Origin of the sequence: Nocardioides caldifontis, from assembly GCF_008087345.1 — a bacterium.
Classification (GTDB): domain Bacteria; phylum Actinomycetota; class Actinomycetes; order Propionibacteriales; family Nocardioidaceae; genus Marmoricola_A; species Marmoricola_A caldifontis.
Genome location: NZ_ML701735.1, coordinates 383,374 through 396,430, shown reverse-complemented (window position 1 = coordinate 396,430; position 13,057 = coordinate 383,374). Strand labels below are relative to the sequence as shown.

The window sequence follows — 13,057 nt, the reverse complement described above, 5'->3', positions numbered from 1 at the left end:
ATCTCGGGCTAGGACGGACTCGGCACGGGTCGGGTTCTCGAGGGTTTCGGCGAAAGCCGGCTTGGAGGTTGGTGTGAGGAAGTGCATGGCGGCCGTCGCAGGAGTCGGCCTCATCAGCTCCGTGCTCGCAGGCTGCGGAGGCGATGACGGTGGTGGCTCCGGTGGCGACGGGGACAAGTTCACGCAGGTGCGGATGTCGTACGACAACGACGACTTCATGAACCAGATGACCTGGCGGGTCGCGGACGAGATGTTCTGGCCGGAGCTCGGGTTCACCGAGCCCGCCGAGGTCACGGCGTCCGAGGAGTACATGGCGGGGCTCATCGGCGGCGACGTGTGGGTCGCCCAGGGCGAGAGCGACGTCATCTGGGCGGCACTGGCCGAGGGCAGCGTGCCGCTGAAGATCATCGGGGTCGCGAAGGACACCGAGGCCTGGTGGTTGGGCGTCCGTGAGGGAGTCGACCCCGACAACCTCGAGGGGCTGAAGATCAGCGGTGGGCCCGTCGGTGACCGCAACATCACCGTCGCCAGGAGCATCCTGGAGGAGATGGGGGTCGACCCCGACGACCTCGAATTCGTCTCGGTCAAGGGCGGCTCCGACGAGCGGCTGCAGGCGATGCTCGCCGGCCAGATCGACGTGGCGCAGCTGCAGCCGCGGCACCTGACCCCGCTCACCGAGGCCGGCGGGACCATGATCCACAAGGAGTTCCGCGAGGTGCCCCAGGAAGTGTGGGTGGTGCGCGCCGAGACGCTGGAGGACCACCGGGAAGAGGTGTGTGCCTACGTCAAGGGCCGGATCCAGGCCTTCCAGTACGCCTCCGAGGGTGAGACGTTCACCGACAACCGCGACGAGATCGTCGAGATGGTGAAGGAGGCGGGGCTCGAGCCCAGCAAGGACGAGATCGCTGAGTGGGAGCAGGAGATGGAGACCCAGCTCGCGCTCGAGGGCGGTGCGACCGAAGAGGCCTTCGACGAGTGGAACCAGGACATGATCGAGAACGGCAACGTTCCCGAGGACTTCGACTGGCGTGACCACGTCGACTTCTCCTGCCTCACCGAGGCGCAGGAGGAGCTCGGCCTGCCGGTGGAGCCGGGCGACATCTGATCAGGAGAGGACCCGGCGTCGAGCACCGCTCGCCGCCGGGTTCCTCATGTACGCACGTGGAGGTGGAATGAGGCTCGTCTCGTTCGTCGGGGGCTACGGCCGGCTCGAGGGCGCCGACGGCACGTACGTGGTGCCGATGGGTGAGGACCTGGTGGCTCACCTCGCCGGCGCGCCGGCAGAGGACCGGGAGCCGGTGCCAGTCGCGGAGCTGGAGCTGCTGGCCCCCGTGCCGCGGCCGGCCAAGATCATCTGCGTCGGGCTCAACTACCGCGACCATGCGTTGGAGACGGGCAAGCCGATCCCGACGGAACCGGTGCTGTTCGCCAAGTTCGCGAACTCGGTGGTCGGGGACGGCGCTCGCGTGGCCATCCCCGAGGTGACCGAGGAGGTGGACTGGGAGGCGGAGCTCGGTGTCGTCGTCGGGCGGGTGGCGAGCAGGGTGACGGTGGAGGAGGCGCTCGACCACGTCGCCGGCTACACCTGTCTCAACGACCTCTCCGCACGGGACCTGCAGCGGCGCGGCGGACAGTGGACCAGGGGCAAGGCGATCGACGCGTTCCTGCCGATGGGCCCGGTGCTCGTGACCGCCGACGAGGTGGGGGCGCCCGACGACCTCAAGGTCCGGTGCACGGTCAACGACGACGTCGTGCAGGACTCCTCGACGAGCCAGATGGTCTTCGGCGTCGCCGAGCTGGTCAGCACGATCAGCCAGACGATCACGCTCGAGCCCGGAGACGTCATCGCCACCGGGACCCCTCCCGGGGTCGGGATGGCCATGTCGCCCCCACGGTTCCTGCGGCCCGGTGACGTGGTGACGGTGGAGATCGAGGGGCTCGGCCGCCTCACCACCACGATGGTCGGTGCGGCCGGCTGACGCAGCCGGCCGGCAGGGCGAACCGGCTCAGTGCCGGAGGGGACCCTCGAGCTCGACGATGTTCGCTCCGAGGTCGGGGTGGGGGAAGAAGCAGAGCAGGACCAGCTCGGTGTCCCCGGTGGCGACGGTCGCGTGCGGGACTTCGCGAGGGACGACGAGGAGGTCGCCGGGCCCGACCGGGGTCGGCGTGTCTGCCTCCCACGCAGTGCCGGAGCCGGAGACGACGAAGGTGACCTCGTCGGTGTGCGGGTGCAGGTGCGGGGTGCGCGGACCCGGCGGGATCCGCACCACCCTCACCGAGTAGTCACCGCCTGTACCGGCCGGCAGGGGGTCGGCGGAGAGCCGACCGGACAGCTGGCGGAACGCCAGGTCGCCGGAGCGGACGACCGGCATGTGTACCTCCGAGGTGGGGCGGGGAGGTCGCGCCGGGTGCTGGCACGACCTCCCCGCGACTGGGTCACGTCGTGGGTGCGGGTCAGGCCAGGGCGGGCGAGGCCTGAGCGCTGTCGATGACCTCGTCGAGCGAGACCGCCTGACCGCCTCTGGCCGAGGACTCGATGACCGCCCGCACGACGGCGAGCGCGCGCACCGCCTCGGTCGCACCGACCTCGACGGTGGCTTCGCCGCGCGCTGCCAGACCGAACTCCTCGAGCTGCTCGCGGAACATGTCGGTGCGCGGGAGCTCCACGGGCTGACGGACCGACTCGCCGTAGAACTGCGACTTCAGGGTCGACCAGTCGTCGGCGAGGTGGGACTCGTCCCAGTGGGTGAAGTCCAGGTCGTACATCAGGTTGGCCTTCGTGCCCAGCAGGTTCATCGTGTAGACGCCGGGGGAGGCCCAGCCGGTGCCGATGTAACCGAGCGCACCGCTCTCGAACTCGAGGATCGCCATGATCGCGTCAGGGACCTCGGACTTGGTGTAGAGCTTCCTGGCCTGGGCGGTCACGTTCTTGACCGGTCCCAGGAGGAACTGGAGCGTGTCGGCGTGGTGGACGCCGAGCTGGATGAAGGCACCGCCGGGGCTCTTGTCGGCGTACCACCGCCACGTCTGAGGCGTGAGCTCGAGCCCGCGCTCGTTGGAGAAGTTCGCCTCGGCCAGGGAGACCTCCCCGAGCCGGCCGTCCTCGATCCACCGCTTCATCTCCCGGTGCCCGGACAGCCGCCGGGAGCTGTGGCCGACAGCGAAGACGCCGCCGGTCTCCGCCACGACCGCGGCGATGCGGTTGGCGTCCTCCAGGCTGTGGGCGATCGGCTTGTCGGTGTAGACGGCCTTCCCCGCCCTGAGCGCCTGGGTGATGACGTCCATGTGGGTGTCGTTGGGCGTGGTGATGATGACGCCCTCGACCGCCGGGTCGGCGAGCAGCTCCTCGTAGCTCCCGGCGGACCGTTCGATCCCGAACTCCTGCTGGAACGCGGCCCGCTTCCCCGGATCGCGGCTGAAGCAGCTGTAGAGCTCGACCTTGTCTCCTCTCTGCGCGCCGCGCGCGAGCACCCGCGCCCACCGCCCGAGACCGACAGAGGCGAGTCGGACCTTGTCACTCATGCTGTCTCCTTCGATTCGTTGGTCGCGCGGGTGCGGCGCGCGTTCATCACCACGTCGATGCCGGCGAGGACGCCGGTGGCCACCACATCGGTGAAATCCTTGGACCGTTCGACGGTGGCCCAGTGGGGGTTGCCGTACCACCCGTCGTCCGCGAGCTCGGTGACGTCGGTGATGAACCCGTAGACCTCCGGGGACCTGCGCATCTCGTCCATCTCCAGGGCCCCGGCCGGGCGGGTCGGCTCGCCGACGACCTCGGTCTTCACCAAGGACTCGTCGTAGGCGAGGATCGCCAGCGTCTCGATGCCGCCCCCGTGGGTGAGCTCCCCTCCCTCGGGACGGTAGAGCCGTTGAGCGGTGTAGCAGGCCTGGGCCGCGATGAACGTGACGTCGTGCCGGTCCTGCAGGTCGGTCGCGACCGCGTTCATCGAGGCGATGTTCCCCTCGTGCCAGTTCACGAGGATCACCGTCCCCGCGCCGCCCGAGATGAGCTCGGTGCAGACGTCCTCGAGCAGGGCCTCGAACGTCGACCGGCGCAGCGTCACCGAGCCCGGGTGGCCCGCGTGGATCGGCGTGACGCCGTATGGGCAGAACGGCGCGTAGACGGCTCCGAGCCGGTCGGCGACCTCCTTCGCCACCAGCTCCGCGGCCATGGTGTCGGTGCCGTTGGGCAGGTGCGGGCCGTGCTGCTCGATGCTCCCGATGGGAAGGACGACGATGCCCGAACGCTCGATCGCCGCTCGCGCCTCCGGGCTGGTCATCCTGGCCAGGTCGTTCGTCACGTCGTTCGATCCTCCACTCGGGTCGGGACGGTCACCACGGGGTCCCGCAGTGGCTCTCCGGACAGGAGCCGGGCGGCTTCGTCAGCCGCCTTCTCACGCATGTCGCGCTCGGACTCCTCGGTGTACCAGGCCATGTGCGGGGTGAGCAGGAGCTGGTCCTGCACCTCGACGAAGCCACTGACGTCGACGGGCTCGTGGGGATAGACGTCGAGCGCCGCGCGGGCGGGACGCCCCTCCCGCAGTCCCCGCACGAGAGCGTCGAGGTCCACCAGCGATCCGCGAGCTGTGTTGACCAGGACGCTCCCCGGCCGCATCCGCGCGAGGCGGGTCGCGTCGAGGAGCGGGGTGCCGTCATGCGTGCCCGGGGCGTGGAGGCTCACGACGTCGCAGGACTCCAGCAGCTCGTCGAGCCCGACCGACCGGACCCGGGCGTCGGCGGCTGCGACGTCGACGTACTCGTCGTGCGCGAGGACGGTGAAGCCGAGCCCCGAGAAGTAGTGGGCGGCCTGTCGACCGATGCGGCCGAACCCGACCACGCCGGCGACGAGGCTGCTCGGCAGGTGCAGGGGGCGCAGGTCGGCGAACCCCCAGCCGCCGGCGCGCACTGCCCGGTCAGCCTCGGGGAGGCGACGGACCAGCGCGGTCGCGGTGGTCACGGCGTGGAAGGCGACGGCCTCGGTCCCGTAGTCCGACACGCGAGCGACGGCGACACCCTGCTCCCGGGCCGCATCCAGGTCGATGGAGTCGGTGCCGACGCCGTACCGGACGATGCCGCGACACCGCAGGCCGCTCAACACCTCCGCGGTGAACTTCGGCGCGGATCCGGCGAGGACCACGTCTGCCTCGGCAGCGACCTCGAGGATGGCTCCCGGGCCGTCACCCGGGCCGCTGACGAGCTGCGCCCCCAGCGGGTCGAGCACCTGCTTCTCCACGGCGAAGTCCCGGTAGCGGGTGCCCAGGATCGCGACGAGGGGAGCGCTCACGTGTGTCCTCCCAGGGGTCGGTGTGACGTCGGCAACGTACTGCCAATCGTTTGCATGGTCAACCCTGCACAGCGGCGCGACCATGACGGGCGCGGGCGCGCGGTGGAGCACACTGGGCGCAGGGACGAGCGGCAGGAGGCGGGCCGATGAGCCGGGGTCTTGCGGTGCTCTGCCTGCAGACAGTGCTGTTCCAGACCGTGACGTTCCTGCTCCGCGTGACCGCCTCCTACGGGGCGGTCGGGCTCGACGTCGGTGCCGCGTTGCTGGGCTTCCTCGCGGCGGCCTTCGCGCTGGTGCCGTTGGTGCTGGCGCTGCCCGCCGGCGGCCTGGCTGACAGGTACGGCGAGAGCCGGGTCATGGTCGCCGGGGCGGTGCTGGTCGCGGCGACCGCGGGGGTGCTCGTGGTGCGCGCCGACAGCTTCGCCGTGCTGGTGTCGGCCATGGTCGTGCTCGGCACCGGCCACCTCCTGTGTGCGGTCGGACAGCAGTCGCTGGTCGCGGAGCTGGCTCGTCCCGGACGCTTCGACAGCGCCTTCGGCTACTACACGTTCGCGGGCTCGGTAGGCCAGGCGGCCGGCGCCGGTCTGCTCACCCTGTACGGCGCGTCGGCAGCGGTGCCCGACACCGAGGACGCGTTCCGCGGTGCGGGCGTCCTCGCGGTGGTGCTCGTGCTCGTGAGCGTCCTCGTCCGCCCCGCCGGCCGTCGGAGCGGCCTCGCGCGCACCGAGACCGGTGGGCTCAGTGCCGTGCTGAGGACGCCGGCTCTGCTGCGCGGCCTGCTGGTGAGCAGCCTGGTGCTCGCGGCCATGGACGTGACGCTGGTGTACCTGCCCCTGCTGGGGGCCGAGGAGGGGCTGGCGGTGGGCGTCGTCAGTGCGCTGCTGACCGCGAGGGCGCTGGCGACCATGTCCTCCCGGGTGCTGACCGGTGTCCTCACCGCCGCCCTGGGGCGCCGGTTGCTCCTCACCACCTCCATCGCCGTCTCCGGCGTCGCGACCGCGGTGGTGGCGCTCCCCGCGCCGCTGTGGGCGCGCTTCGTCGCCGTGGTCGTCATGGGGTTCGGACTGGGGGTGTGCCAGCCGGTGATGCTGGCCTGGCTCGCGGAGATCTCGCCGCCCGGGCTACGGGGCCGCGTCGTCTCGCTGCGGCTGGTGGGGAACCGGCTCGGCCAGACCGTGATCCCGGGAGCGCTCGGCCTCGCGGCCGGCGGGCTCGGTGCCGCGGGGGTCCTGGTCGCCACCGCCGGGGGCTTGCTCGGTGCTGCCCTCGCGACGCGCGGCGTCCCCATGGACCAGGAGCCGGACCCGGAGTGAGAAGGGGCTGCGGCCGACCCCAGCGCCGCGCCCGAGCCATCCATACGTTTGTATTCCGACCGCCACGAGGTGCACGATGTGCTTCGAGCCGGCACGATCCGGGCCGCGGCGTACGGACGCCGGCGCACCGTGGCCGAGCGCACGGCGTGAGCCGGGCTGCCTCGCGGCTGCCCTAGACTCCTCGAACCGACCGCAGGAGGTGACCATGGGTAGCTCTCCTGAGTCCCGTGCGGTGGGGCAGCCGGCCGGCGGGGGCAGGAACCGCTCCCGCCCACCGACGCTGCGAGAGGTTGCGAGCGCTGCGCAGCTCGACATCTCCACGGTCTCGCGGGCCCTGCGCCCGGAGACCCGCGACCGGGTGAAGCCGGAGACGGTGAAGCGGGTCCTCGCGACAGCCGAGGCGCTGGGCTACCGCGCGAACCCGTTCGCCAGGGGGCTGAAGGTGCAGCGCTCCATGACGATCGGGATGCTGGTGCCCGACCTCGGCAACCCGCTGTTCCCCCCTATCGTGCGCGGCATCGAGGACGGTCTCCGGGACCGCGGCTACGCGATGATCCTGGGCAACACCGACCAGGACCTCGGTCGTGAGGAGAACCTGCTCGACGTCTTCCTCCAGCGCCGAGTCGACGGGCTAGTGCTCGCGACGGCGCTCCGGTCCTACCCCCTGCTGCAGAACCTCGTGGATGGCGGTGTGCCGGTGGTGCTGGTCAACCGCACCACCGACGAGGCGCCGATGTCGATGGTCGCAGGGGACGACCACCAGGGTGTCGGCCTCGCGGTCCGCCACCTCGCCGACCTCGGCCACCAGCGGATCGCCTTCGTTGGCGCGGCGCTGTCCGCCTCCACCGGTTTCAACCGGTACCACTACTTCCGGGCCTGGATGCACGCCCTCGGGCTGGAGGTCGACGAGGAGCTCATCGTCTTCGCTCCCTGGTTCACCAAGGACGCGGGTGCCGAGGCCACCAAGGAGCTGGTCGGTCGCGGGCGACCCTTCACCGCCATCGTCGCCGCGAGCGACATGATCGCTCTCGGCTGCTACCGCGGGCTCCGCGCGCACGGCCTGCACGTGCCGGACGACGTCTCCGTGGTGGGGTACAACGGCTCGCGCTGGTGCGACGAGTTCGACCCGCCGCTCACGAGCATCCACGTCCCGAAGTACCAGATCGGGCGCGAGACCGCGCGGCTCCTGCTCAACATGCTCGACACTGCGGACACCTCACCGGCGAGCGTGCTCCTCCCGACGTCCCTGCAGGTGCGGGCCTCGACCAGGCAGGTGTAGCCGTCGGGCGCCGGCGGCCCCTGACGCGTCTCGCGCCAAGCGTTTGCGGAGAGCCCCGGCCATCCGTTGACACCGTGGCTCGGGCTTCCTACTGTAGTGGCCTGCCAAACGTTTGCCAGCGACGGAGGACTCGATGTCACCGACCCCATGGCCGAGCAGTGAGCCGAAGTGGCTCGCCACCGACGTCCTCGTCGTGGGGGGCGGAGTCGCCGGTTGCCTGGCCGCCATCCAGGCCCGCGACGAAGGGGCCGCCGTGCTGGTCGCCGACAAGGCGAAGTTCCTCGAGCGCGCGGGCAGCGTGGCTGGTGGCGTCGACCAGTTCATGACGCCGCTGAACACCGAGGCGGAGTGGGACAGCCCCGAGCACCTGATGAAGTTCGTCCCCGGTCTGACCGACGGGCTCAGCGACCTGGACGTCGCCGAGCGCGCGGTCCACGAGCTTCCCCGGGTCTTCCAGAGGCTCTGCGACATCGGCATCGACTTCACCGACCCGACGACCGGTGAGTACTTCCGGACCCGTGCGTTCGGGCTCCCGGGGGAGTACCACCTCAACTTCGACGGCAGCAGGTTCAAGTACAAGCTGGGGCGCTACACCGTCGGCCACGGCGCCAAGTTCCTGCCCCGCACGATGATCACCGACCTGGTCACCGACGCGGCCGGTGAGCGCGTCGTCGGCGCCGTGGGCTTCAACTGCCGCACCGGTGAGCGCTACGTGATCCGTGCTCGCTCGGTGGTGGTGTGCACCGGAGACATCAACCGGATCTCGCGCAACATCAGTGGGATGCCGTTCGACAGCTGGCACTTCCCCTACAACACCGGGGACGGCCACGCGATGGCCTTCCGGCACGGCGTGCGGCTCACCAACATGGAGCTCGTCGAGGCCACGCTGACGCCCCTCGGCTTCTCGGTGCAGGGCACCAACTCCTACGCCGGCCAGGGAGCGTACTTCCTCAACCGTCACGGTGAGCGGTTCATGTTCAAGTACGACCCGAAGGGCGAGAAGGCGCGGCGCACGATCCTGGTCAACGCGGTGATCGAGGAGGTGCTCGCCGGCAACGAGCCGCTCTACATCGACATCCGCCACCTCCCCGAGGAGCAGCTGGACGACTTCGTCCGGACGCTCGGTGTCGACCGGTACACCTTGCCCGGCTACTTCGCCCAGCGGAACCTGGACATCCGCAAGGAGCTGTTGCCCTTCGGGATCTCGGAGATGTCGATCCGCCGCGGAGGTTCCTACTTCCGTGGCAGCGGGTTGGTGGTCGACACCTCCGGGCAGACGAACCTCACTGGGCTCTACAGCGCCGGTGACTGCTCCATGGTGAGTGGCGGCATCTCCGTCGCCGCCGCGATGGGCGCCATCGCGGGCCGCGGAGCCGTCGAGTCCCTCGGCGCGGCGGAGGACGAGGACGCTGCCCTCGACCCCGGTTCCCTGGACACGGCGCTGGCCCGCATGGAGGAGCCGCTGCTGTCGAACAGCGGCCGTCGCTGGTCCGACTTCGAGGACGACGTCCGGGCCCTGGTGACCGACTTCGTCGGGATGCGGCGCACCGAGAAGGGCTTGCGCCACGCCCGGGAACGGCTCAGGGCGCTCGCCGCCGAGGAGGGGGAGCTCGACGCGACCGGTTTCCACGAGCTGATGAGGACCCTGGAGTCCAAGAGCATCCGGCTCGCCGCCGAGCTGATGACCGAAGCGGCGCTGCACCGCACGGAGAGCCGCTCCGGCGCTGCGCACCGACGGCTGGACCACCCCGAGACCGACGACCTGCACTGGAAGAGGGCGATCGTCCTGAGGCAGAGCGCCCAGGGCGAGCTCGCGCTGGAGTCGATGACCGAGAGAGAACCCGAAGTCGCCGTAGGAGGGCAGGCTTGATGACGACCGACACTGCTGCCGCAGGCGCTGCCGCGGCGCCGGCCCCGCACAATCCCATCGACGTCGACCCCGAGACGTGCGTCAGGTGCATGATCTGCGACTACGTCTGCCCGGGCGACGTGATCCACAAGGAGCCGCGCTCCAAGAGCCTCCCGGTCATCGCGTACCCCGACGAGTGCTGGTACTGCGGGCTCTGCGAGCAGGCCTGCCCGGCGGACGCCATCACGGTGGTGTTCCCCGAGAACATGCTCGCCCCGACGACGCCGGTGACGTCGCTGCTCGGGCGGGATCCCGAGTGAGGGCAGCGACGCTCAGGAGGTGAGGCGGCCATGACCCTGACGGAGAGCACCGACGGGGACCTGGGGGAAGCAGCACGGACTGCCGTCGTCGACGTCGCCGACGTCGTGGTCCGGTTCGCGGGCGACTCCGGCGACGGCATGCAGCTGACCGGCGGAAGGTTCACGCAGGAGACCGCACGGCTGGGCAACGACCTGGCGACACTGCCGAACTTCCCGGCGGAGATCCGGGCGCCGCAGGGCACGCTCGCCGGCGTCTCGTCGTTCCAGATCCACTTCGCCGGCCGACAGGTCCGCACCCCCGGCGACTCCCCTGACGTGCTGGTGGCGATGAACCCCGCCGCGTTGCGGGCGAACGTGGGCGACCTCCGCCCGGGCGCCACCGTGATCGTCGACAGCCACGACTTCACCGGCCGCAGCCTGGCCAAGGCGGGTTACGCCACCGATCCTCTCGACGACGGGACGTTGGGCCACCTCGACGTCCAGGCGGTGGACATGACGGCCCTGACCGTCGAGGCGGTACGGCCGTTCGGGTTGTCGCGCAAGGACGCTGCCCGGACGAAGAACATGTTCGCCCTCGGCCTCGTCTCGTGGATGTACGGGCGCCCCGTCGACGGCACGGTGGCCTTCGTGAAGCAGCGCTTCGCGCGCACGCCGGAGCTGCGCGACGCGAACGTGGCCGCGCTGCGGGCGGGGTGGAACTACGGCGAGACCACCGAGGCCTTCGCGGTGACCTACCGGGTGAAGCCCGCAGCGACGCCTCCGGGCACCTACCGCACGATCACCGGCAACACGGCCCTGTCCTACGGGCTGGTCGCGGCGGGCGTCCGCAGCGGGCTGACGGTGTTCGCCGGCGCGTACCCCATCACGCCGGCCTCCGACATCCTCCACGAGCTCAGCAAGCACAAGGCGCTGGGCGTGACGACCGTCCAGGCCGAGGACGAGATCGCCGCTGTCGGGGCGGCGCTCGGGGCGTCGTACGGCGGTGCGCTCGGCGTGACGACGACCTCCGGCCCCGGGCTCGCCCTGAAGGCCGAGACCATAGGGCTGGCGGTCATGCTCGAGCTGCCCCTCGTGGTGGTGGACGTCCAGCGCGGCGGGCCTTCCACAGGGCTCCCCACAAAGACCGAGCAGGCCGACCTCCTGCAGGCCTTGCACGGCCGGAACGGCGAGGCGCCCGTACCGGTGGTCGCACCGAGATCACCTGCCGACTGCTTCGACGCGGCGCTGGAGGCGGCACGCATCGCAGTCACCTACCGGACGCCGGTGCTGCTGCTCTCCGACGGCTACCTCGCCAACGGCTCGGAGCCGTGGCTCCTCCCGGCCACGGAGGCCCTGCCCGTGATCGACCCGGCCTTCGCGGACGGACCCAACGACGGCGTCTCCTTCCTCCCCTACCTTCGCGACCCCGGGACACTGGCCCGACCCTGGGCCGTGCCGGGCACGCCAGGGCTCGAGCACCGCATCGGCGGTCTGGAGAAGGCCGACCGCACGGGTGACATCTCCTACGACCCGGCGAACCACGACTTCATGGTGAGGACGCGACAGGCGAAGGTGGAGCGGATCGCGGCCTCCCTCCCACCGCTGGAGGTCGACGACCCTTCCGGCGACGCCACGGTCCTGGTCGTGGGCTGGGGGTCGACGTACGGACCGATCGGCGGCGCGTGCCAGCGGCTGCGCGAGGAGGGGTGGCGCGTCGCGCACGTCCACCTGCGTCACCTGAACCCGCTGCCACCTGGACTGGGGGAGCTGCTGCACCGCTACGACCGTGTGGTGGTTCCCGAGATGAACCTCGGCCAGCTCTCCCGACTGCTCCGGGCGGAGCACCTCATCGACGCAAGGTCGGTGACCAGCGTCCGTGGCCTGCCCTTCGCGACCGAGGAGCTCGCGGGCGAGCTGGAGCACCACCTGAGGGAGGCTTGCTCATGACGACGCACGCGCAGCAGGACCTGCCCTTCCCCGGGCTCGCGGGCGTGCCGGAGGCGGACGCTCCCCAGACCAGGAAGGACTTCGCCTCCGACCAGGAGGTGCGGTGGTGCCCCGGCTGCGGTGACTACGCGGTCCTCGCCGCGGTCCAGGGCTTCCTGCCCCAGCTCGGGTTGCGCAAGGAGAACATCGTCTTCGTCTCGGGGATCGGGTGCTCCTCGCGGTTCCCCTACTACCTCGACACCTACGGCATGCACTCCATCCACGGACGTGCCCCTGCGATCGCCACCGGTCTCGCAGTGACGCGTCCGGACCTCTCGGTCTGGGTCGTCACCGGTGACGGTGACGCGCTCTCGATCGGCGGGAACCACCTGGTCCACGCGCTGCGGCGCAACGTGAACGTCACGATCCTGCTCTTCAACAACCGCGTCTACGGTTTGACGAAGGGCCAGTACTCGCCGACCAGCGAGCTGGGGAAGGTCACGAAGTCGACCCCCTTCGGCTCCGTCGACGCCCCTCTCGATCCGGTCCGGCTCGCCCTGGGCGCCGAGGCGACGTTCGTCGCCCGCACCATCGACTCCGACCGTCAGCACCTCACGGAGGTCCTGACCGCCGCAGCGGCGCACCGCGGTGCTGCCCTGGTCGAGATCCTGCAGAACTGTCCCGTCTTCAACGACGGTGCGTTCGATGCCCTGAAGTCGAAGGACTCCGCCGCCGACTCGATCGTCCGGCTCGTGGAGGGGGCGCCCGTGCGCTTCGGCGCGCCGGGGGAGGACGGGCTGGGGGCGCGGGCCGTCGTACGTGAACCTGCGTCAGGGATGCTGCGGGTGGTGGACCAGGTGGCTGCCGACGACGAGGTCGTGGTCCACGACCCGCAGGACGTTGCGACCGCCTTCGCGCTGGCCGGGATGTCAGCGTCCGGTGCTGCGGCGCCGACCCCGGTCGGGATCTTCCGGCAGGTGCAGCGTCCGACGTACGACGACCTGGTGCGCGAGCAGTCGCGGCAGGCCGGTTGGGGGGAGACCGACCGCGAGGCGGGGCTCGAGGATCTCCTGCACGGCGGCGACACCTGGTCCGTGGCCTGACCGG

The 13,057-nt window shown here is 70.8% G+C and carries 12 protein-coding genes; 8 read left to right on the top strand and 4 right to left on the bottom strand.

Annotation, left to right across the window (positions count from 1 at the left end):
- The first annotated feature begins 85 nt into the window (after positions 1 to 85).
- Positions 86 to 1,105 (top strand): ABC transporter substrate-binding protein, encoded by a 1,020-nt coding sequence (locus FIP57_RS01870; protein ID WP_148571358.1) that lies wholly within the window; start codon positions 86 to 88, stop codon positions 1,103 to 1,105.
- 67 nt (positions 1,106 to 1,172) lie between these two features.
- The gene (locus FIP57_RS01865) at positions 1,173 to 1,979 is read left to right on the top strand and encodes a fumarylacetoacetate hydrolase family protein (RefSeq protein WP_148571356.1); all 807 of its coding nucleotides are present in this window, start codon (positions 1,173 to 1,175) and stop codon (positions 1,977 to 1,979) included.
- A 27-nt stretch (positions 1,980 to 2,006) separates the two neighbouring features.
- On the opposite strand, the gene FIP57_RS01860 is transcribed toward FIP57_RS01865, so the two are convergent.
- From FIP57_RS01860 to FIP57_RS01845, 4 genes are all read right to left on the bottom strand, one after another.
- Complete coding sequence (locus FIP57_RS01860; protein ID WP_148571353.1) at positions 2,007 to 2,372, bottom strand: cupin domain-containing protein; 366 nt, start codon at positions 2,370 to 2,372, stop codon at positions 2,007 to 2,009.
- An 82-nt stretch (positions 2,373 to 2,454) separates the two neighbouring features.
- A complete protein-coding gene (locus tag FIP57_RS01855; RefSeq protein ID WP_148571351.1) occupies positions 2,455 to 3,522 on the bottom strand; it encodes a Gfo/Idh/MocA family protein in 1,068 nt (355 codons plus the stop codon).
- On the bottom strand, positions 3,519 to 4,301 hold the full coding sequence (locus tag FIP57_RS01850) for a creatininase family protein (RefSeq protein WP_148571349.1): 783 nt from the start codon (positions 4,299 to 4,301) through the stop codon (positions 3,519 to 3,521). The genes FIP57_RS01855 and FIP57_RS01850 overlap by 4 nt, the downstream gene beginning before the upstream one ends.
- The gene (locus FIP57_RS01845) at positions 4,298 to 5,284 is read right to left on the bottom strand and encodes a C-terminal binding protein (RefSeq protein ID WP_162529653.1); all 987 of its coding nucleotides are present in this window, start codon (positions 5,282 to 5,284) and stop codon (positions 4,298 to 4,300) included. Before FIP57_RS01845 ends, FIP57_RS01850 begins: the two co-directional genes overlap by 4 nt.
- A 146-nt stretch (positions 5,285 to 5,430) precedes the next feature.
- On the opposite strand from FIP57_RS01845, the gene FIP57_RS01840 reads away from it, so the two are divergent.
- The 6 genes from FIP57_RS01840 (at position 5,431) to FIP57_RS01815 (ending at position 13,053) form a co-directional block, all read left to right on the top strand.
- The gene (locus tag FIP57_RS01840) at positions 5,431 to 6,597 is read left to right on the top strand and encodes an MFS transporter (protein WP_148571345.1); all 1,167 of its coding nucleotides are present in this window, start codon (positions 5,431 to 5,433) and stop codon (positions 6,595 to 6,597) included.
- Positions 6,598 to 6,802: 205 nt separating this feature from the next.
- On the top strand, positions 6,803 to 7,876 hold the full coding sequence (locus FIP57_RS01835) for a LacI family DNA-binding transcriptional regulator (RefSeq protein WP_162529652.1): 1,074 nt from the start codon (positions 6,803 to 6,805) through the stop codon (positions 7,874 to 7,876).
- A 133-nt stretch (positions 7,877 to 8,009) separates the two neighbouring features.
- Positions 8,010 to 9,746 (top strand): FAD-dependent oxidoreductase, encoded by a 1,737-nt coding sequence (locus FIP57_RS01830; protein ID WP_148571341.1) that lies wholly within the window; start codon positions 8,010 to 8,012, stop codon positions 9,744 to 9,746.
- Positions 9,746 to 10,045, top strand: coding sequence for a 4Fe-4S dicluster domain-containing protein (locus tag FIP57_RS01825; protein WP_148571339.1), 300 nt, complete (start codon positions 9,746 to 9,748; stop codon positions 10,043 to 10,045). The genes FIP57_RS01830 and FIP57_RS01825 overlap by 1 nt, the downstream gene beginning before the upstream one ends.
- A 30-nt stretch (positions 10,046 to 10,075) precedes the next feature.
- Positions 10,076 to 11,971 carry a 2-oxoacid:acceptor oxidoreductase subunit alpha gene (locus FIP57_RS01820; protein WP_148571337.1) on the top strand — a complete coding sequence of 632 codons (1,896 nt, stop codon included), beginning with the start codon at positions 10,076 to 10,078 and terminating at the stop codon, positions 11,969 to 11,971.
- Complete coding sequence (locus FIP57_RS01815; protein WP_148571335.1) at positions 11,968 to 13,053, top strand: 2-oxoacid:ferredoxin oxidoreductase subunit beta; 1,086 nt, start codon at positions 11,968 to 11,970, stop codon at positions 13,051 to 13,053. The genes FIP57_RS01820 and FIP57_RS01815 overlap by 4 nt, the downstream gene beginning before the upstream one ends.
- Positions 13,054 to 13,057 lie beyond the last annotated feature (4 nt).

What these genes read in the sequence shown, in the direction of transcription:
- FIP57_RS01870 (WP_148571358.1), top strand. Translation starts at nt 86, where the DNA reads ATGGCGGCCGTCGCAGGAGTCGGCCTCATCAGCTCCGTGCTCGCAGGC.
- FIP57_RS01865 (WP_148571356.1), top strand. Translation starts at nt 1,173, where the DNA reads ATGAGGCTCGTCTCGTTCGTCGGGGGCTACGGCCGGCTCGAGGGCGCC.
- FIP57_RS01860 (WP_148571353.1), bottom strand. Translation starts at nt 2,372, where the DNA reads ATGCCGGTCGTCCGCTCCGGCGACCTGGCGTTCCGCCAGCTGTCCGGT.
- FIP57_RS01855 (WP_148571351.1), bottom strand. Translation starts at nt 3,522, where the DNA reads ATGAGTGACAAGGTCCGACTCGCCTCTGTCGGTCTCGGGCGGTGGGCG.
- FIP57_RS01840 (WP_148571345.1), top strand. Translation starts at nt 5,431, where the DNA reads ATGAGCCGGGGTCTTGCGGTGCTCTGCCTGCAGACAGTGCTGTTCCAG.
- FIP57_RS01835 (WP_162529652.1), top strand. Translation starts at nt 6,803, where the DNA reads ATGGGTAGCTCTCCTGAGTCCCGTGCGGTGGGGCAGCCGGCCGGCGGG.
- FIP57_RS01830 (WP_148571341.1), top strand. Translation starts at nt 8,010, where the DNA reads ATGTCACCGACCCCATGGCCGAGCAGTGAGCCGAAGTGGCTCGCCACC.
- FIP57_RS01825 (WP_148571339.1), top strand. Translation starts at nt 9,746, where the DNA reads ATGACGACCGACACTGCTGCCGCAGGCGCTGCCGCGGCGCCGGCCCCG.
- FIP57_RS01820 (WP_148571337.1), top strand. Translation starts at nt 10,076, where the DNA reads ATGACCCTGACGGAGAGCACCGACGGGGACCTGGGGGAAGCAGCACGG.
- FIP57_RS01815 (WP_148571335.1), top strand. Translation starts at nt 11,968, where the DNA reads ATGACGACGCACGCGCAGCAGGACCTGCCCTTCCCCGGGCTCGCGGGC.